Here is a 20,338-nt window from a genome sequence, read left to right on the forward strand (position 1 = left end):
GCGTCGGGGGCCAGCGCTCCTGTGACGCTCCGGGAGGAAGTCCTTCATGCGTAACCGCCGCCCAGCGCTCGGCGCCGTGTTGATCGCCTCTTTGGCCCTGGCGCTTCCCTCGGCAGTGCCGGCTGCCACCAGCACGCCGCTTTCGCTGCGCAACAGCTTCCGGATCGGCACGACCGGCGTGCTGTGCACCGCGCAGAACCGCTCGATCGGACCGGTCCTCGCGACGATGTTCGACCGTGGCTATCGCGTCGTCTGTCGCGACGCGGCGTCGCCGGTGGGACGCCTTTTCGCGCTGCGGAAGAGCGGTGGCGGCGACCCCGTCCAGCGCGTCATCGCCAGTGCCGATGCGCCGCTGACCTGTCAGCGCCCGGAGGCGGTCGACATCGAGGGGCTCGGCAAGGTGCAGACGCGCGAATGCGTCGACGCCAACCAGCTGTCCTACAAGATCTATATCCACTCGGATGCGCGGACCGACTATGTCGCGGCGGGTCTCGGCGGCTATGACAGCGCTATGCAGCTGGGATTGCGGACGCTCGTCGCGGACCGCATCGTCAAGGGCGAGGTGCAGGTCGCAACGACCTCGGCCGGCGATCCTGCCGCCTTCGCTCGCGTGCAGGCGGGGGCGCTGGATAGCGAGAGCGCGCTCGCCGAAGCCTATGCGCGCAACAATGACGGCTCCTATGCCGAGGCAGCCGAATTCTTCGAGGCCCTGGTCGAGCGCGACGCCGGCTCGTCCAAGTCGGAATCGCGCCTGGCCGAGTATCTCGCCAACCAGGCGCTTCAGGAATCGAACCAGCGAAACTTCTCCTCGGCGGATGCGATCTTCGCGCGCGCGGCGACCCCGTCCGCGCTGGCCGACCCGGTCGTCGGGCGCATGCTGCGCAACTTCTACGCGATCCATTTTCTGAACCAGGGCAAGCTCGACCGGGCGCTCGAGGAACTCGCCAAGCCGGTCGCCGAGATCGAGGCGGTCAAGTCCGCCGACGCCCGGCTCGCATCGGGTGAAATCAGCGAGACCGTGGCCGATGACCTCAACCGCGAGGGTGGGGCACTCAACCAGGTGGCCGGCCTCGATGGGTCGATCCAGCCGTTCGAGCGGGCGCAGATACTCGATGCGCAGGCGCTGCTCCTGCGCGGCGTCGTGTTCCGTGCGCAGAAGAAATATGTCGAAGCCCGCACCAGTTTCGACGAGGCCGTCACGGCGATGCAGGGCGTGCGTGAGGGCAAGATCAACAGCACCGGCTGGCTTCGCTCCAGCGTGCAGAGCGAACTGGCGCTGACCGCCGAGGCCGAGGGCCGTATCGAGGAGGCCGAGCGGCTGTTTGCCGACTCGCTTCAGGTGGTCGAGATCCAATATCCGAACACCGCCGTCGCGCTCGGCGCCAAGGCGCGTTTCGCCGGCTTCCTCAGCCGCCATGGCCAGGGCGACCGCGCCATGACGCTGTACGGCGAGCTCATCACCGCATCGGAGAATGTCCCCGGCGCGATGTCGTCGATCCGGACGCTTCTGCGCCCCTATTTCCGGCTGCTCGCCGAACGCTCCGCCAGCGATCCCAAGGCGGTCGCGCAGATGTTCACCGCGAGCCAGCTGATGCTGCGCCCCGGTATCGCGCAGACCCAGGCTCTGCTGGCCCGCGAACTGTCCGGCGGCGACGACGAAGCGGCCGGGCTGTTCCGTCAGTCGGTCACGCTGTCGCGCTACATCGCGCGGGCGACCGGCGACGTCGCGCGCCTGGCCTCGCTCGCCGCGCCGACGCCGGCCGATCGCACGGCGCTGGAAGAAGCACGTGCGCGTCTCGCCCGCTACTCGCGCGACCAGACAGCCCTGCAGGCCAAGCTCGCGAAATTCCCGCGCTACCGCGTGTTGTCGCCTTCGACCATGGGTGTGGAGGAACTGCAAAAGGCTCTTCGCCCCGGCGACGGCTATTACAAGGTCACGCTGGTCGGCCAGGACGCTTATGCGATGTTCGTTGCGCCGGGCGTGGCGAAGGCCTGGCGGCTCGACGCGACCACCAAGGATCTGGAAGACACCGTCGCCAAGATCCGCGACTCGGTCGTGAAGGTCGAGAACGGCCAGGTCGCGACCTATCCGTTCGACGTGGTACTGGCGCGCAAACTGTACGTGACGCTGATGGGGCCGGTCGACGCCGAGCTTCACCAGGTGCGCAACTTCATTTTCGAGCCCGATGGTCCGCTGCTGCAGCTTCCGGCGAACCTGCTTCCGATCGAGCAGGCCGGTGTCGACGCCTATCTCGCCCGGCTCAAGAAGCCGAACGCAGATGATTTCGACTTCCGTGGCGTGGCCTGGCTTGGCCGCGAGCGCGACGTCTCGACCGTGGTCAGCCCGCGCTCCTTCGTCGACGGCCGAGACGTCGCCAGCTCGAAGGCTGCAATGGGCTATCTGGGCATGGGCGAGAACAGCCGTCCGGCGCTCAACCCCTTCTTCGTGCCGCCGCCGTCGCAGGCTGACGAATGCGCCTGGCCGCTGAGCAACTGGAACAACCCGATTTCCTCGTCCGAGCTCTATCTCGCCAGCGGGATCATCGGTCAGGACAAGTCGAAGCTCGTGGTCGGCCAGGATTTCTCGGACTCCACCATCATCGGCATGTCCGATCTGGCGCAGTATCGGATCATCCATTTCGCGACGCACGGCCTGGTCACTGCGCCGCGCCCGGAATGCCCGGCGCGTCCGGCGCTGCTGACCTCGTTCGGAGGCGGGACATCCGATGGCCTGTTGTCGTTCAAGGAGATTTTCGATCTCAAGCTCGACGCCGACGTGGTCGTGCTCTCGGCCTGCGACACCGCCGGCATGGCGACCGTGGGCGCGACGCGTGAGGCGGGCGTCACGACCGGCGGCAACTTTGCGCTCGATGGTCTCGTACGTGCTTTCGTGGGCGCAGGTGCACGGACCGTCGTCGCCAGCCACTGGCCGGTGCCGGACGATTTCAACGCCACGAAGCGGCTGATCACCGGCCTCTTCACGGCGCCTCCGGGGACGCCGATGGCCACGGCCATGCGGAACGCACAGGTGGGACTGATGGACGACCCGAATACGTCCCACCCTTATTACTGGTCGGCCTTCGCGATCGTGGGCGACGGCCAGCGGGCGCTGCTGCCGGCCACGGCGGCGGCAGGGTCTACATCGACGGCGCAGTAACGGGGCGCATTCATACGGACGGGGATTGGTTCGTTGGGGGACGGCATGACTAAGCGGGGCACGGGACGCGGTAACGGACAGCTCGGAAGCGGGCAGGCAGCGCTGCGACGAGGCGCGGTCGATCCGTTCGGGCGCGCGGCGCGCGGCGGCGGCAATACGCGGACGCTGACCTCAGCCCTCGCCATGGCGACGATCCTCGCCTTTCCCGCACGCGAGACGCTGGCTGCGAACGGAGCCTTCGCTGGCAGCGCGAGCGCGACCCCGGGCGTCGTCTTCTCGCAGAGCGAGAGCACCGACACGATCACCGTCAGCAATGCGACGTCGATCATCACCTGGACCCCTACCGACACCCAGTCCGGCGGCGGTGCGATCGATTTCCTCCCGTCGGGCACCACCGTCAATTACCGCAATGATCCCTCGCTCCAGGGCGGCTTCACCGTCCTCAACCGCATCCTGCCAAACGATCCCACCCGCGCGGTCGCGCTGAACGGTGCGATCAACAGCCGGCTTTACGACGGCAGCAACAACCTGCTCGGTACCGGCGGCAATGTCTGGTTCTACAGCCCGGGCGGCATTCTCGTCGGCAGCACCGCGGCGATCGACGTCGGCGGGATCATATTGTCGAGCATTCCGATCGACTTCGGCGGATCGGGGCCGAACCCCAATGTCGTCTCGCTGGGCTCCAGCGATGCCGGGCGGACGATCGAGATCCAGACCACCAACTTCCAGGCGTCCAACTATGTCGGTGTGCTGGCGCCGCGCATCGTCCAGTCAGGCAGCGTGGCTTCGCAGGGCAGCGTCGCCTATGTCGCGGCGGAACAGGCGGACCTGACCTTCTCCAACGGCCTGTTCGATATTTCCGTGCCGGTGGGCACCGGCTCTGCCGACGCCATCACGCACAGCGGGACCACTGTGGTGACGCCACAGGGATCGGGCACGTCGAGAGGGATCTACCTCGTGGCGGTTCCGAAGAACCAGGCGCTGACCATGCTGCTGAGCGGTGGGTCGCTGGAGTTCTCGGAGGCGGGCGGAGCCTCCGTCACCGACCAGGGCGTCGTCCTGTCCGCCGGCAACGATGTCGTGTCCGGGGGCTTCGGTCCGTCTGGTCCCCCTGCAGCCGCGGGCACCGGTACGGTCCGGGTCGAAGGCGGATCCTTTGGTGCTCGTGCTTATATCGGCGCATCGCGTGATCTCACCATCTCTGGCACTACGTTCACGGACGAGGTTACGATCGATGCCGCTAATGGCAGCGGCGCGGATATCGTTATCGATACGTCAGCCGGCAATGTCAGCGTGGCTGGGCTTCTCTCGATCGAGACCGGCGTAGTGGAGAGCAGCAGCTCGGTAACGGGCGGCAACGTCTCGCTGCTCGCGGGCATTGGCAACACCATTTCGGCGGGATCGGTCAGCATCGCGACCAGCGCGAATGGCGGCGATGGCGGAACGGGTACGGCCGGCAACGTTACGATTCAGGCCCTGGGCACCGGCGCAGCCGTAAATATCGGAGCGATCCTTTCCATCGAGGCCAATGGCGGCAGCGGTGCCGTGTCTGGCAGCACCAATGGCGGCAACGGTGTCGGCGGGCGTGTGCTCGTCAATGCGCTGACCGGTGGCGCGATCGAATTGGGTGCGCTCGATGTCAGCGCGTCCGGGTTCGGTGGCGGAGCCATGTCGGGCAATGGCGGCAACGCGCTGGCGGGTGAGATCCTGCTTACGGCGACCGACGGGCAGATCACGGTCACCGCGGGTGGTTCCGCTTCGCTCGTCGCGACGGGCCGCGGCGGTGGCAGCAGCGGCGGTGTCGGCGGCGATGCGCTCTCGGTATTTCCCGGAGAGGGTACGGAGCGCGGATATATCGGGATAACCGCGTCGGGCGCTAACGCCAGTATCGCTTTCGGCACCGCCCAGAACCCGATTAGCCTGTTGGTCGACACCTCCGCCGATGGCGGCGACTCGCTGGGTGGCAGTTCGTCCGGCAATGCGCGGGGCGGAGGACTCGACATCGTTGCGGCCAATGGGGCGACGGTCACCGTTGGAGACAATCTCGGCTTTTCCGGCAACGCGACGATCGCGAACGGGGAATCGAACGCCGGCGGCAGCGCCACCGGCGGTCGGTTCGGTCTGCGCTCGGACGGCGGCACGCTCTCGGTCGGCGGGTTAAGCGTCTCCATGAACGCTACCGGCGGCAACAACCTGTCGGGGGCTGGTGGCATAGGTGTGGGCGGCAACGCCAGCGTGGTGGTTGCAGCCAGCGGAACGATAGACTTCGGCGGCGCCGTGACCATGTCGGCAACGGGCATGGGCGGAGGCTCCCCCGCGACCGATGGCGGGTCCGGTGCCGGAGGCGAGCTGATCTTCGGCGGTGGCGCTGGCTCGATCACCGCTTCTTCGGGCGTCAGCCTGGTTGCCAATGGCTCTGGAGGCCAGGGCGAAACGAGCGGGGGAGAGGGGCAGGGCGGCACGGCCCATATCTCGGCAATGGGAGGCACCACCCTAGCGGTCGGCAGCGTGCTTCTGATCGCCGATGGTGTCGGTGGCGACGCCGTCACCGGGGGTATTGCCCTGACGAACTCGGTCGGCGGTTCGGGGACGGGTGGCTTCGCGGGCGTGAGCGCGCGCACAGGCGGCTCGGTCAGCATGAGCGGCGCGACGATTCAGGCCAATGGCCAGGGCGGCGCCGGCTATAGCGGCGGCACGGGCCAGGCCGGTTTCGACCTGATCAACGGCGGCGGCGGGGCTGCCATCACGGCAGCGGACGGCACGATCGACATCAACGGCGTGGCGGTAACGCTTAACGCGAACGGGCAGGGTGGCTCGAGCTTCCAGGACGCAGCGGGCACTGTCGGCGATGCCGGTGAAGGCCTTGGCGGCGATGCGAACATCGCCGGGCTGACCGGTGGCAGCACGATCGGCAGCGTGACCGCGAGCACCACCCAGTTCTTCCTCAACGCAAACGGGCAGGGTGGCTTTGGCGGGAACGCGGCCAGTGGTGCCGTCGGCGGAGCTGGTGGCGCCGGCACCGGTGGTACGGTCTTCGTCGGTGCGCAAGCCGGCCTTGGCCAGCTGAATCTAGGCGGTTCCGTTACGGCCAATTTGAACGGGTTCGGCGGAAGCGGTGGAAGCGGTGGACAGGTTCCTTCCGGTCCGACCCAGGGCGGCGCAGGCGGTGCTGGCGGCAGTGCGTCCGGCGGTTTCGCGCAGATCGGCCTCGTCAGCGGTCCCGAAACGGTCGACACGCAGGGCCGCGTGCAACTCGCCGGCGTGACCGTCAACGCCAATGCGGACGGCGGCGATGGCGGCGAGGGCGGGCCTTCGCTCCAATCCGTGCAGGGCGATGGCGGCGCAGGCGGTCTGGCAACGGGTGGCCAGCTCGCTCTGCTGTCGCGCGGCGCAACCATATCCGATCCGGGTCTGAGCGTGTCGGGACTGGTGAGCTTCTCCGCAATCGGCACCGGCGGGAATGGCGGAAGCAGCGAGACGCCGGGTGCTGGCGGCAGCGGTACCGGCGGTTCGCTGGGCATTGAATCGACGATCCGCTTTAATCAGCCGTCGGTTCGAGGCGAAATCCAGCTTTCGGGTGTCAACGCGATTCTGAGTGGCAGCTCCGGCTCCGGCAGTGAGCCGGGGACGTCGACGGTCGGCTCTTTCTCGATCATTGCCAATGGCGGCGATATAACGTCGACGAACACCGTCTTCATTACCGGAAGCGGTGTCGATGTCCCGCAAGGCGATCCGGACAATCTCATCAGCGCCACCGATGGCACGATTCTTTTCGACAATCCATCGGGAGGCGATCTCACGGTCGACATGCCTGACCGCGGCATCACATTCGCGGTCGCCGGGACCGGCGTCATCACGGCGGCCGAATATTCCCTGAGCACGGGCACGGTAACCGGCGAGTGCAACATCAACGCGACGTGCAATCCGCCGCCGCCGCCGCCTGGCCCGATCGGCTTCGACACGCCCAGCTCGCTCCCTGATGGCGAAACGGACACGAGCTATTCGCAGTTCATCGCTGCCGTCGGTGGCACCGGGCCCTATACGTTCGCAGTGACCGGCGGGACCGTTCCTCCGGGACTGACGGTCGATTCGGCCGGCAACATCACCGGCATCCCGACCCAGACCGGACCCTATACGTTTGAAGTGACGGCAACCGACGCCAACAACCAGACGGGGTCGATGATGTTCTCGATCACCGTCCAGCAGGGCGCGATCTCGCCTCCTCCTCCTCCGCCCCCGCCCCCGCCTCCGGGGGGCTTCGGCTTTGCCGGCACGCCGGGGCAGCTGTCGACGGCAGACTATGACATCGTCCGCAACCCCGACAGCGACACGATCACGATCAACGCGCCAACGGCGATCATCAACTGGACCCCGGATGATACGGGCGTCGGTGGCGGTGACATCGTCTTCCTGCCCTCGAGTTCGTCGGTTCTGTTCCGTAACTCGGTGACGAACACCGGCGGCTTCACCGTCCTCAACCGGATCCTTCCCAATGATCCGTCCCGCCGGATCGCGCTGAACGGCACAATCCAGAGTCGGTTGTACGATTCGAGCAACAATCTCACCGGCCCGGGCGGCAACGTCTGGTTCTACAGCCCTGGCGGCATATTGGTCGGGTCGACGGCGCTGATCGACGTGGGCGGCCTCGTGCTGTCGACCGTCGATATTGGCTTCTCGAGCCAGATCAGCTCCACTCCCGACCTGATTTCCTTCGGACCCAGCGACTCCGCTGCGTCGATCGGGATCACCTCCGACGATGTCAGCGCGACCGACTATGTGGTGGCGTTGGCGCCATCGATCAACCAGGGCGGAACGGTCAACGCTGGCGGCAATGTTTCCTACGTCGCGGCGGAACAGGCGAATATCGATCTCTCCGGCCCCACCGACATTACCGTCGTTGCCGGAACCTCCGCCATCAACGCGCTGACCCATGGCGGCACGACGACCGTCCTGGCGGACGGAGAAGTCGCTCGTCGGGTTGCGCTGGTCGTCGCGCCCAAGACCCAGACAGCCGTGCTCGACATGGGGGGCGGCAACATCGATTTCACCCTCGCCAACGGCGCGGCGGCCTTCGCACAGTCGATCCTGATCGGCGCTGGCGCCAATCTGGCGCCGGCTCGGCTCACCCAGTCGAGCGGTGGCCTTGCGGGTGGCAGTGTCGTCATCCGTGGGGGCGAGTTTAGTGGCTTGGGCCAGGTCGGCACGAGCATCTTCTCTGGGGCGCCCCTCTCGCTGACCGGTGGCAGCAGATTCGGCGGGGATTTGTCCATCGAGTCGGTCGGCGGTGGGGTGACCTTTGGGGTCACCGATGGTTCGAACTTCTTCGATGGCGATGTTTCGATCAGTTCGGCGGGTAACGTCGTTCTCGCTGCAAGTGGTGCGACGGGTTCGCTGAACTTCGCCGGCGACGTGTCGGTCAGCACATCGCGGTCGGAGTCCGGCGATGGCGCAGGGGCGACCGCCTCCTCCGTGACGATCGAGGCCAATGGGGCGGGTTCGTCGGTCGAGATTCTCGGCAACCTTACCGTCGATACATCGGCTTTCGGCGGTGTTTCGGCGAGCGGCGCGGGCGGCACCGGTACCGGTGGGGCGATTCTGATCTCGGCCATCAACGGAACGATCGGTCTGAACGGCGCCGATCTGACCGCTAGCGGCTTCGGCGGTTCGGGCGGTACGGTCGGCGGCGTCGGTATGGGTGGCGCCGTCACGATCAACGCAAGCGGCGGGGCAATCAGCTTTGCCGGACCGGTGCAGGTCAATGCAAGCGGTGCGGGTGGAGGCGCATCGGGCGGGGCTGGCGGAGCAGGCAATGGCGGCAGCTTCGCAGCTACGGCCGGTGCAGGGACGCTCAGCTTCGGAACCCTCAACGTCGCCGCCAACGGTGACGGTGGCATGTCGTTGGGCGGTGCCGGCGGCATCGGTACGGGCGGCAACGCGTTCGTGACTGCCGCCAACCAGAATGTCACGCTGGGCGTGACGACGATCGGCGCGACCGGTTTCGGCGGCATGGGGCGTGACGCTGGCGGCGAAGGCCGAGGGGGTGTCGTCGTCGTAGAGGCCAATGCGGGTACCACGATCAATGCGACCACGCTGGCCTTGTCGGCGCTTGGCGTGGGCGGCAACAGTGGCTTCAATTCCTTCTCCAACGCGCCCGAGGGGGCAGCCGGCGGTCAGGGACGTGGCGGTGCCGTGGCCATCCGAGCCAATCGCGCCACGATCACGGTGTCGAGCAGCGCTCAGGCCGATACGAGCGGCCAGGGTGGCAGCGGCGATAATGGCGGTGACGGTCTTGGCGGTATCGCGGCAGATTTCTCGCTCGGCTCCTATGTCGATACGACCTCAGGCACTCTGAACTTCAACGGCTCGGGCATCACGATCCTGTCGAACGGCACGGGCGGGCAGGCAAGGGCGAGCGCTAGCGGCGTCGTCGGAACGGCCGGTGCCGGACGCGGTGGCTATGCCGAACTGTTGTCGTTCCGCGACGCGGCCAATCCCTCGACCAGCACTATAAATGCCTCGACGGCTACCGTTTCGGCCAGCGGCTTCGGCGCCTCTGCGGGGGCCGCTGTCGCGGATGGTGCGACGGGTGGCGTCGGTGGCGAGGCGTCCGGCGGCACGGTCGTGATCGGCGGCTATGCCGGGTATTCCAACGTCACCATCGGCAGCACGTCGGCCCAGGCGATTGCGGTCGCCGGCGCTGGCGGTAACGGCGTTACCGGCGCCACTGGTGGTGCGGGCGGACGGGGCGGCGACGCCACCGGCGGTCGCGTCGACATCGGTATCTTCAGCGGCCCCACGACCGCCGTGACCCAGGGAACGGCCAGCTTCGGCAATACGCAGATAAACGTCTATGCTGAGGCGGGCGACGGAGGCACGGGCGCGCCAACGAGCGCTGCCGGGACCAATGGTATCGGCGGGGCGAGCGGCAATGCGGTCGGCGGCTCTGCTGCCCTTCTTGCGAGAGGCGTGCCGGTGACATTCGGTACAACGCTGATCAATGCCAGCGCGGACGGCGGAAGCGGGGGCACGGGAGCAGGAGGCCCGGGCGCCTCCGGTACCGCTCAGGGCGGCAGCTTCGCCGCCATTGCCTCCTATCGCTTCGACGGTGACAGCGGCAGCAACTTCCTGCCGCTGGTGGCCGGCGATCTGACGATCAGTTCGATCACGGCGGACGTGTCGGGCTATGGACCGCTCTCGGCCGCTGGCAGTTTCCTGATCAACACCGCGGGCGGCGACCTGGAAGTCCTCTCCAATGTTCAGGTGACTGCGAACGGCACCGCGACGTCTCAGGAGCCATCGGAGGTTTCGTCGGGCAATGGCACGCTTGCCATCAATACCTTCGAACTGAACGGCAACACGACGGTTGGCTTCTTGCTCGATCCCAATGGTAGCCTGACGATCCAGACCTGCACGGTGAACAGCCAGGCCTGTGCGGCACCCGTTCCGCGGAACCCGCCACCGCCGCCACCACCGCCGCCACCGCCACCGCCGCCGCCGGTGTCGCCGCCACCTCCGCCCGAGGTGCCGCCGCCGCCACCTCCGCCGGTGTCTCCGCCGCCGCCTCCCGAGGTGCCGCCGCCACCGCCTCCGCCGGTGTCGCCGCCACCGCCGCCCGAGGTGCCACCGCCACCGCCACCGCCGGTGTCGCCGCCGCCTCCGCCCGAGGTGCCGCCGCCACCCCCGCCGCCGCCCCCGCCGCCGCCGCCTCTGGCACAACCGGTGGTGATGCAGACGGTCACGCGCGAGACCACGATCATCACGACGAACATCCAGTCGTCGCTCACGGGGACGCGTGTCGCCGGCGGCAGCGTCGGGACCAGTAGCGGAAGCGGGACCGGACTCGGCGGTTTGTCGGGCAGCGGGTCTGGATCGACATCGGGATCGGACTCTTCCTCTTCCGGCTCATCGGGCGGCGGATCGTCTTCCTCGGAGTCGGCGAGCAGCGCCGCCGGCAGCAGCAATTCGTCCGAATCCGGTTCGGGCGACAGTGCCGTGGCCGACGAGGGCGGCGACGAGGACAGCAGCGAATCGACCAGCGCGACGAACTCCGGCAACAGCGTTTCCGGCCCCAACGTCCTGATCGATGTGAGCCGGATCGGAACGACCAATGTCGAGATCGACACGCCGATAACCTCGGGCGGCAACAGCAGCTTGTGGCCCGGCGCGGATGGTGTGGCGGACACCCCGGGCAGCTGATCCGCTGCCTTGGGGGAACTGGCTGTTGGCCGTGTATCGATCCCCCGGCCGCTCGACTCTTGAAGCGTCCAGTCTTCCCCCATGGGCAGGCTGGACGCCGGAGGGTGAAGAACATATAAAGAACGAATGGCCCAGCTGGACGTTCGTCAAAAACTCGAAATCCTCGCCGACGCGGCGAAATATGACGCGTCGTGCGCCTCGTCGGGAACGAGCAAGCGCGATTCACGGGGGGCGACCAAGGGCATAGGCTCGACCGAAGGCATGGGCATCTGCCACGCCTATGCGCCCGACGGCCGCTGTATCTCGCTGCTCAAGATATTGCTGACCAACAGCTGCATCTTCGACTGCCATTATTGCATCAACCGCAAGAGCTCGAACGTCCGGCGCGCCCGTTTCACGGCGCGGGAGGTCGTCGACCTCACTTTGGCCTTCTACCGCCGCAACTATATCGAAGGGCTGTTCCTCTCCTCCGGCATCATCCGGTCCTCGGACTATACGATGGAGCAGCTCGTCGAGGTTGCGCGCAGCCTGCGCGAGGATCATCACTTCCGAGGCTATATCCACCTCAAGACGATTCCCGACGCCGACCCGGGCCTGATCGAGGCTGCCGGCCGCCATGCCGATCGCATCTCCATCAACGTCGAACTGCCGACGGCGGCGGGCCTCGAGCGACTGGCCCCGGAAAAGTCCGCCTCGCGGATCCAGGGCGCCATGGCTGGCATGAAGACCGCGATCGAAGACGGCAAGGATGCGTCGCGCCGCTACCCATCGGCTCCGAAATTCGCGCCTGCGGGGCAGTCGACCCAGATGATCGTCGGCGCCGACGCGGCGAACGATCGCGACATCGTCCACACCGCCAGCGGCCTTTACGATCGCTTTGCGCTGCGCCGCGTCTATTATTCGGCTTTCAGCCCGATTCCCGATGCATCCGCTGTGCTTCCGCTGAAGCGTCCGCCGCTGCTGCGCGAGCATCGGCTCTACCAGTCGGACTGGCTGATGCGATTCTATGGCTATCGCCCGGGCGAGGTCGCGCAGGCGACCGACGAGCAGGGCATGTTGCCGCTCGACATCGATCCCAAGCTCGCCTGGGCGCTCAAGGCGCGCGAGCAGTTCCCGGTCGACGTCAATCGTGCGCCGCGCGAACTGCTGCTGCGCGTGCCGGGCCTCGGTGTGAAGGCGGTCGATGCGGTGATCGCCTCGCGCCGATGGCGCAAGCTGTCGCTTGCCGATATCGGGCGGCTGTCGCGATCGATCACCAAGTTGCGGCCGTTCATCGTCACCACCGACTGGCGGCCGACTGCGCTGATCGACCGGATAGACCTGCGCGCGCGGGTGACCGAGCAGCTGGAATTGTTCGGCGCGTGATCCCGCAACCCATGTATCGCATTCTTCTTCCCCGTCCCGACGATGTCGCTGCCTGGCGTGATGCCGCCCGGCAGGCTGCGCTGGCGAATATTGCTGCGAGCGACCTGCTGTGGGACGTCGAGGGGGCAGGGCAGGACCTGTTCGGCGCGTCATCGTCGCCCCTGCCACCCGCCAGTCCGGGGGCCTTCGCTATATCGCGGCATTTCCTGAGGCTTGTCGACGATGTCGTGCCGCACCGCGATCCCGAACGCTTTTCGCTGCTCTACAGAATGTTGCTGCGCTTGCTCGAACAGCCCGGGGCGCTGGCGGATGAGGCCGACCCGCTCCGGCGGCGCCTCGACCTGCTCGCCAAGGAGGTGCGCCGCGATATCCACAAGATGCGCGCCTTTGTCCGGTTCCGAGAACTCGGCGAGCGCTTTGTCGCCTGGTTCGAGCCCGACCATCACATCGTCCGCGTCAATGCGGGCTTCTTCGTTCGACGCTTCTCGACGATGCGCTGGTCGATCCTCACGCCGGATCTCTCTATCCATTGGGATGGCAGCAGTCTTGCCGAAGGGCCCGGCGCCATCCGCGCCGACGCGCCCGACGGCGACCCCGTCGAAGCGCTGTGGAAGGGCTATTATGCGTCGATCTTCAACCCCGCCCGGCTGAAGGTCGGAGCGATGCTCAAGGAGATGCCGCGAAAATACTGGGCGAATATGCCGGAGACCGCGTTGATCCCGGAGCTTATCGCGGGCGCCCGTGCGCGCGAAACCCGAATGGTCGAGCAGGTCACGCCGCGAGGCAATGCAGACGTTGCATGGCAGGCGCTGCGCGAGGAGGCTTCCCATTGCACGCGATGCGACCTGCATCGATGCGCGACGCAGACGGTGTTCGGTGAGGGGCCGGTCGATGCCGACATCATGGTGGTGGGCGAGCAGCCGGGTGATCAGGAGGATGTGGCGGGGCGCCCCTTTGTGGGGCCTGCCGGCCAGCTGTTCAATCGAGCTCTGGATGAGGCAGGAATCGATCGGTCGAGATTATACGTCACCAATGCGGTGAAACATTTCAAGTTCGAGCCGCGCGGGAAGCGCAGGATCCATGCCCGACCCAATGCCGGGGAGATCAAGGCCTGTCGCTGGTGGCTGGATCAGGAGCGCGCGATCGTCTCACCGCGCCGGATCATCCTGTTGGGAACGACGGCGATACACGCGGTGACCGGCAAGGCCAGTTCGCTCGCTTCGGTGCGGGAGAGCCCTATCGAGCTTGGCGGTGGCGTCGTAGCGCTGGCGACAATCCATCCGAGTTATTTGCTGCGGCTGCCCGACAAGGCGCAGGCGGAGCAGGACTATGCGCGCTTTGTCGACGACCTCAGATCGGCGACATCGCCCTGAACATAAGGGCGAAGGCCCTCGCGCTGCTGTGGACAGGCGAGGGCCCCCTAGCGTCAGATTCCGAGGCCGGACAGAAGGCCAAAGGCACGCAGCAGCCAGAGAATGACAATGATCACGACCACGACGTTCAGAATGCTTTTGATCTTGGCATCCATCGGGACGTAGTTGTTGATCAGCCACAACAGCACGCCGACAATGATCAAGACGACGATTACGTTGATTAGCATGGCGATCCAACCTCGATTTGTGTGATTCTATCGCTACGAACCCGGAATGGCGGTGAATGTTCCCCACGCGCTTGATAAGCAGGTTAACTTTCTACGGGGGATCGATGCATAGACGCCATTTTCTGGGCAGCAGTTTGGCGGCTATGGCCGGTGGCGCGCTGCCGGACCTCGGGCGGCTGGCCGCCCAGATGCCGTCTCCGATGTTCGATCCGATCGGCCCGATCACGCCGATCCGCGCCCTGGTCGATCGGATTTTTCGGATAACCGTCTGTCTGCGCCCCTTTCGGGCGCAAGGGCCGCGGCTGGATGTCGAAAAGGTGGGTCGGAAGCTGGTCGTCCACAATTACGGGCATGGCGGCAGCGGCTGGTCGCTCAGCTGGGGCTCGGCCGAAATCGCGGTCCGCAGGGCGATGGCCACGAGCCCGCGGGACATCGCTATCATGGGGGCCGGCGCGATCGGGCTCACCAGCGCCATCACCGCGCAGCGCGCCGGAGCGCGGGTTACCATCTATACCCGGGATCGTTTCCCCGATGTGCCTTCTGCACGTGCCACTGGCAGCTGGACCCCCGACTCCCGCGTGGCGATGGCCGACGCCGTGGGATCCGAGTTCGCGACCCTCTGGAGCGGCATGGCGCATTCCAGCTTCGCCCGGTGGCAGAGCTATGTCGGCCTTCCGGCGCATCCGGTCGCCTGGAGCGATCGCTATACCTTGTCCGATCTGGCGCCCGATGAGATGCGTGCCGAGCTGCGCGCGCACGACGTTGCTGGCTTTGCGCATTTCTCCGACCTGATCGGGGATATCAGCCCCCGATCGCAAGTCTTCGGACCGGGCACGCATCCCTTCGCCACGCGCTATGCGCTGCGCAACAGCCAGATGACCTTCAACATCGCCAGCCTCGCCCATTTGCTGATGCAGGATTTTCTCGCTGCCGGTGGCCGTATCGAGACGATGACCTTCGAACAGCCATCGGACATTGGTCGCCTGCGCGAGAAGGTGGTGATCAACTGCACCGGCTATGGCGCACGCGCGCTCTTCCGCGACGAGACGGTGCATCCTGTGCGTGGTCAGATCGCCTGGCTGTTGCCCCAGCCGGGGGTCGACTATGGCCTGTTCTACAGCAATGTCAGCGTAGTTGGTCGATCCGACGGCATCGTTATCCAGGACCTTGGCCCGGACGACCGTTTCGGCTTCGATGATGCTGACGAGCGCCCGGATCGTGCCGCAGCCGAGGCATCGGTGCGGCGTATCGCCGAGCTTTTCGACGGCACGCGGCGCTGAAGACTCAATTCTTCCAACCGATCCGGCCCAGTTCGAGCGCGACCAGTTTCGCGAGCAGGTCGAAGCTTAGCAGGGCATTGCTGTTGGATAGCCGCGCCGGCGCCACGTCGACGGCGAAGAGCGTGCCGAAGATTTCACCGTCGGCCAGTTGGATCGGCGCCGAGATATAGCTGCGGAAACCATAGAGGCGGGGTGTGGGATGATCGCGGTACAGGGGATCCGCTGCGACATCGTCGATGATGACCGCCTGGCCATGGCCGCGTACCTCGTCGCAAATGGTCGTCTTCAGGTCCAGTTCGTCGCCCGCATTCAGATCAATGCCGATCCTGTTCAGCAGAGCGCAGGCCATCCAGCGGTCGGGGGTTACCCGTGCTATGGCGACGAAGCGCATGCTGCTGCGGGTTAGGGCCAGTTCGAGTATCGATGGAACGGCCTCGATCGAGCGGATTGCGACGAGATCCTTTTGCAAGCTACTGGTCACGACGGGCCCTCCCTCGGCTGGCACCGAAGTTCGGGAATGTAGGCGCTGCCTTCCGTTACGGCAATCGAGCAGGCGCATGTTTTAGGAAGACGGTTCCCAAAATGGGATTGGCCGGAATATTCCACGAAAAAGGGGACGGAAATCAGCGATCTCCGTCCCCCAATTCTTTGTGTTCGATCGGGCTCAGAGCTTGCCGGTAAGCTCCGGCACGACCTTGAACAGATCGCCGACCAGGCCGACATCGGCCACCTGGAAGATCGGCGCTTCCTCGTCCTTGTTGATCGCGATGATCGTCTTCGAGTCCTTCATGCCGGCGAGATGCTGAATCGCACCCGAGATGCCGACCGCGATATAGACTTCCGGGGCGACGATCTTGCCGGTCTGGCCGACCTGATAGTCGTTCGGCACATAGCCGGCGTCGACCGCGGCGCGCGACGCGCCGACGGCAGCGCCGAGCTTGTCGGCCAGTGGCTCGATGATCGCGTGGAAGTTCTCACTGTTCTGCAGCGCGCGACCGCCGGATACGATGATCTTCGCCGAGGTGAGCTCGGGACGCTCGGACTTGCTGATCTCGGCGCCGACGAAGCTCGAGAGACCCGCGTCGCCTGCACCGGAAACGGCTTCGACCGCACCCGAACCACCCTCGCGGGCGGCCTTCTCGAACGAGGTCGCGCGGACCGTGATCACCTTCTTCGCGTCCGACGACTGCACGGTCGCGATCGCGTTGCCGGCATAGGTCGGGCGGGTGAAGGTGTCGGCGCTTTCCACCGACAGGATCTCGGAGATCTGCATCACGTCGAGCAGTGCTGCGACGCGCGGCGCGATATTCTTGCCGTTGGCGGTCGCGGGCGCGACGAAGGCATCATGATGCCCCATCAGCTCGACGACGAGCGGCGCGACATTCTCGGCCAGTGCATTGGCGTAGGCCGCGCCGTCGGCGACATGGACCTTGCCCACACCGGCGATCTTCGCGGCCGCTTCGGCCACCGTGCCGACGCCTTCGCCGGCGACGAGCAGGTGGACTTCACCGAGCTTCGAGGCGGCGGTCACCGCCGACAGGGTGGCGTCCTTGACGGCGCCGCCATCATGTTCGACCCAAACGAGCGTCTTCATGCCGCAACTCCCAGAGCCTTGAGCTTGGCCGCCAGTTCATCGACGTCGGCCACCTTGATGCCGGCCGAACGCTTCGGCGGCTCGGAAACCTTGAGCGTCTTGAGGCGCGGGGTAACGTCCACGCCGTAATCCGCCGGGGTCTTCTGTGCGAGCGGCTTGGACTTCGCCTTCATGATGTTCGGCAGCGAAGCATAGCGCGGCTCGTTGAGGCGCAGGTCGGTGGTCACGATCGCGGGGGTCTTCAGGCTGACCGTCTCGAGGCCGCCATCGACTTCGCGGGTAACCTTGACGCTGTCGCCCTCGACTTCGACCTTCGAAGCGAAGGTGCCCTGCGGCCGGCCGGTGAGCGCGGCGAGCATCTGACCCGTCTGGTTCGAATCGTCGTCGATCGCCTGCTTGCCGAGGATGACGAGGCCGGGGGCCTCTTCCTCGACGATCTTGGCGAGCAGCTTGGCGACGCCGAGCGGTTCGACCTCGGTCTCGCTGACGATCAGGATCGCACGATCGGCGCCCATCGCCAGCGCCGTGCGCAGCGTTTCCTGGGCCTTCGGTTCGCCGATCGACACGGCGACGATCTCCGTCGCAATGCCTTTTTCCTTCAGACGGATGGCTTCTTCGACGGCGATTTCGTCGAAGGGGTTCATCGACATCTTGACGTTGGCCAGGTCGACGCCGGTGCCGTCCATCTTGACGCGAGGCTTCACGTTGTAATCGATGACCCGCTTAACGGGCACGAGGACTTTCATAGCTTCACTCCTTGGCCTTGGCACTTGCCCTGGGGAGGCCGAATCCCTTGCTGTCGGCGGGCCGGATCCAGCGGATCCGGCGCCATAGCCGATCGCCATTGCGGTTCGGGGCAGTCAAATCAAATGTGAATTTGCAAAACTGCGAAATACCGTTTTGCAAATCGGATCGACTGCGCCCGGACCCGGCGGATCAGGCCGCCTTCTTCACTTCCGCGACGATCTTGCGAGCGGCGTCGCCCAGGTCGTCGGCCGCCACGATCGGCAGACCCGAACCGGCCAGCAGGTCCTTGCCCTGCTGAACGTTGGTGCCCTCGAGGCGGACGACCAGCGGAACCGAGAGGTTCACTTCCTTCGCCGCCGCGATGATGCCTTCTGCGATGATGTCGCAGCGCATGATCCCGCCGAAGATGTTGACGAGGATGCCCTTCACCGCCGGGTCGCTCAGGATGATCTTGAACGCTGCGGTGACCTTCTCCTTCGTGGCGCCGCCGCCGACGTCGAGGAAGTTGGCCGGGAACATCCCGTTCAGCTTGATGATGTCCATCGTTGCCATGGCCAGGCCTGCGCCGTTGACCATGCAGCCGATGTCGCCATCGAGCTTGATATAGGCGAGGTCGTACTTCGACGCCTCGATCTCGGCCGGATCCTCTTCGGTCTCGTCGCGCAGCGCGAGAACGTCGGGATGGCGATAGAGCGCGTTCGAGTCGAAGCTGACCTTGGCATCGAGGACGAGCAGCTTGCCGTCGGTGGTCTCGACCAGCGGATTGACCTCGAGCATCGACATGTCGGTCGCGATGAACGCGTTGTAGAGCTGCTCGGCCAGCTTGACGGCCTGCTTGTTCAGGTCGCCCTTCAGCTTCAGCGCGAAGGCCACGGCGCGTCCGTGGTGCGGCTGGAAGCCCTCGGCCGGATCGATCACGATGGTACGGATCTTCTCGGGCGTGTCATGAGCGACCTGCTCGATGTCCATGCCGCCTTCGGTCGACACGATCATCGCGATGCGGCCGGTCTTCCGGTCGACCAGCATCGACAGATAATATTCGGATTTGATGTCGGCGCCGTCGGTCACATAGAGGCGGTTGACCTGCTTGCCGGCTTCGCCCGTCTGGATGGTGACCAGGGTGTTGCCGAGCATCTCCTGCGCATTGGCGCGGACTTCCTCGATCGACTTGGACAGGCGCACGCCGCCCTTGGCATCGGCCGGCAATTCCTTGAACTTGCCCTTGCCGCGGCCACCGGCGTGGATCTGTGCCTTGACCACCCAGATCGGCCCGGGAAGCTTCTTGGCCGCCTCGACGGCTTCGTCGACGGTCAGTGCCGCATGGCCGGCGGGCACAGCCGCACCGAACTTCGCCAGCAGCTCCTTGGCCTGATATTCATGGATGTTCATGGGCGAGCCTGTCCTTCAGAGTCCAACGGATTTGCAGGCGCTAAAGCATGAAAGATGCGCCTTGAAAACCCCATCCGCACCAAATCAAACGATGCGGCGGGGATAGGCAAACTTTGTTCTGCGGGTAAGCTGTGCGGAAGGACAGTGTCCGATCGGGTCGTCGCGTCCGGCCGGTCGCCGCAGTGTCTCAGCTGGCGATCGAGCAGCCGATCCCGGCCTTGAGAACGACCGACACGATCTCCGGGTCCTGCAATGCGCGCAGGCGCCGCACCAGCTCATCCACGCTCATCTCGCGGACGTCGCGATTGCCGAGGCCGCCCAATGATTGCAAACGGCGCAGCTGCACCAGCGACAGCCGGTCGACCATGCGTTCTGCCATGCAGGAGGCGACCGGCGGGCGGATGCCCGCGTCTATCAGCTTGGTCCGGACCTTTGCTTCGGGCGAGACCGAGGCGCAGCCGGCGAGCATCATCGCGGCAAGGGCGGGGAGCAGGGCGAGACGGTTCATCGATCGTTTTCCGGATGGCGGCATCATGCCGAGCCATCTGCCAAAAGCCCGATTGATCCGCAATGAACGAGCGGAACGGTCAGCCTCGCCAGGGTGGGATCAGAATTTGATCCCGCATTTCTTGCCGTCGGCCTTGTCCTCGTCGCAGGCCTTGCGGGCCAGCTCGCGGAAACAGCCCGAGGCTCCGCCGACCCCGCTGGTCGAGCAGCTCTGCGTGCCGCTGCGCCCGACATATTCGAGGCTCGACGCACGATCGCCCCAATTGTCGTTCTTCGGTTCGGTCCGGCGTAGCTGCTCCGGGATGCGATAGCGCTCGGATTCGGGCATGCGCTGGCACACGACGATCTCGTCGCCATTGCTGGTCGGGCAGGGATCGGTTCCGAAGATCGTCAGCACGCGCTGCGCCCGCTGAGCCTGGACCGGGGCGACAGCGGGCAGTGCCGCCATTGCCGTGGCAAGGATTGCCAGCGCCGGGGTGAAGATGCGGTTCCTGATCATCGGC

At 65.9% G+C, this 20,338-nt stretch carries 12 protein-coding genes; 5 read left to right on the forward strand and 7 right to left on the reverse strand.

Going from position 1 to position 20,338, the window contains the following annotated elements; genetic code table 11:
- Window positions 1–46: 46 nt before the first annotated feature.
- From G6P88_RS13830 to G6P88_RS13845, 4 genes are all read left to right on the forward strand, one after another.
- Complete coding sequence (locus G6P88_RS13830) at window positions 47–3,157, forward strand: CHAT domain-containing protein (protein ID WP_165323687.1); 3,111 nt, start codon at window positions 47–49, stop codon at window positions 3,155–3,157.
- Window positions 3,158–3,202: 45 nt separating this feature from the next.
- A complete protein-coding gene (locus G6P88_RS13835) occupies window positions 3,203–11,353 on the forward strand; it encodes an Ig domain-containing protein (protein WP_165321243.1) in 8,151 nt (2,716 codons plus the stop codon).
- A gap of 126 nt (window positions 11,354–11,479) precedes the next feature.
- Window positions 11,480–12,718, forward strand: coding sequence for a putative DNA modification/repair radical SAM protein (locus G6P88_RS13840; protein WP_165323688.1), 1,239 nt, complete (start codon window positions 11,480–11,482; stop codon window positions 12,716–12,718).
- Between the two features lie 11 nt (window positions 12,719–12,729).
- A complete protein-coding gene (locus tag G6P88_RS13845; RefSeq protein ID WP_165325198.1) occupies window positions 12,730–14,091 on the forward strand; it encodes a UdgX family uracil-DNA binding protein in 1,362 nt (453 codons plus the stop codon).
- Window positions 14,092–14,144: 53 nt separating this feature from the next.
- Here G6P88_RS13845 and G6P88_RS13850 read toward each other — a convergent pair whose 3' ends face one another.
- Window positions 14,145–14,318 (reverse strand): Thivi_2564 family membrane protein, encoded by a 174-nt coding sequence (locus G6P88_RS13850; protein WP_165323689.1) that lies wholly within the window; start codon window positions 14,316–14,318, stop codon window positions 14,145–14,147.
- Between the two features lie 104 nt (window positions 14,319–14,422).
- On the opposite strand from G6P88_RS13850, the gene G6P88_RS13855 reads away from it, so the two are divergent.
- Complete coding sequence (locus G6P88_RS13855) at window positions 14,423–15,598, forward strand: FAD-dependent oxidoreductase (protein ID WP_165323690.1); 1,176 nt, start codon at window positions 14,423–14,425, stop codon at window positions 15,596–15,598.
- 4 nt (window positions 15,599–15,602) lie between these two features.
- On the opposite strand, the gene G6P88_RS13860 is transcribed toward G6P88_RS13855, so the two are convergent.
- The 6 genes from G6P88_RS13860 to G6P88_RS13885 form a co-directional block, all read right to left on the reverse strand.
- Complete coding sequence (locus tag G6P88_RS13860; RefSeq protein WP_165323691.1) at window positions 15,603–16,079, reverse strand: GAF domain-containing protein; 477 nt, start codon at window positions 16,077–16,079, stop codon at window positions 15,603–15,605.
- Between the two features lie 183 nt (window positions 16,080–16,262).
- The gene (locus G6P88_RS13865; protein ID WP_165323692.1) at window positions 16,263–17,192 is read right to left on the reverse strand and encodes an electron transfer flavoprotein subunit alpha/FixB family protein; all 930 of its coding nucleotides are present in this window, start codon (window positions 17,190–17,192) and stop codon (window positions 16,263–16,265) included.
- On the reverse strand, window positions 17,189–17,938 hold the full coding sequence (locus G6P88_RS13870) for an electron transfer flavoprotein subunit beta/FixA family protein (protein ID WP_165323693.1): 750 nt from the start codon (window positions 17,936–17,938) through the stop codon (window positions 17,189–17,191). Before G6P88_RS13870 ends, G6P88_RS13865 begins: the two co-directional genes overlap by 4 nt.
- A gap of 190 nt (window positions 17,939–18,128) precedes the next feature.
- The gene (gene sucC / locus G6P88_RS13875) at window positions 18,129–19,328 is read right to left on the reverse strand and encodes an ADP-forming succinate--CoA ligase subunit beta (protein ID WP_165323694.1); all 1,200 of its coding nucleotides are present in this window, start codon (window positions 19,326–19,328) and stop codon (window positions 18,129–18,131) included.
- Between the two features lie 187 nt (window positions 19,329–19,515).
- The gene (locus G6P88_RS13880; RefSeq protein WP_165323695.1) at window positions 19,516–19,836 is read right to left on the reverse strand and encodes a hypothetical protein; all 321 of its coding nucleotides are present in this window, start codon (window positions 19,834–19,836) and stop codon (window positions 19,516–19,518) included.
- A gap of 99 nt (window positions 19,837–19,935) precedes the next feature.
- Complete coding sequence (locus tag G6P88_RS13885) at window positions 19,936–20,334, reverse strand: hypothetical protein (protein WP_165323696.1); 399 nt, start codon at window positions 20,332–20,334, stop codon at window positions 19,936–19,938.
- Window positions 20,335–20,338 lie beyond the last annotated feature (4 nt).

Source organism: Rhizorhabdus phycosphaerae, assembly GCF_011044255.1.
Taxonomy (GTDB): domain Bacteria; phylum Pseudomonadota; class Alphaproteobacteria; order Sphingomonadales; family Sphingomonadaceae; genus Rhizorhabdus; species Rhizorhabdus phycosphaerae.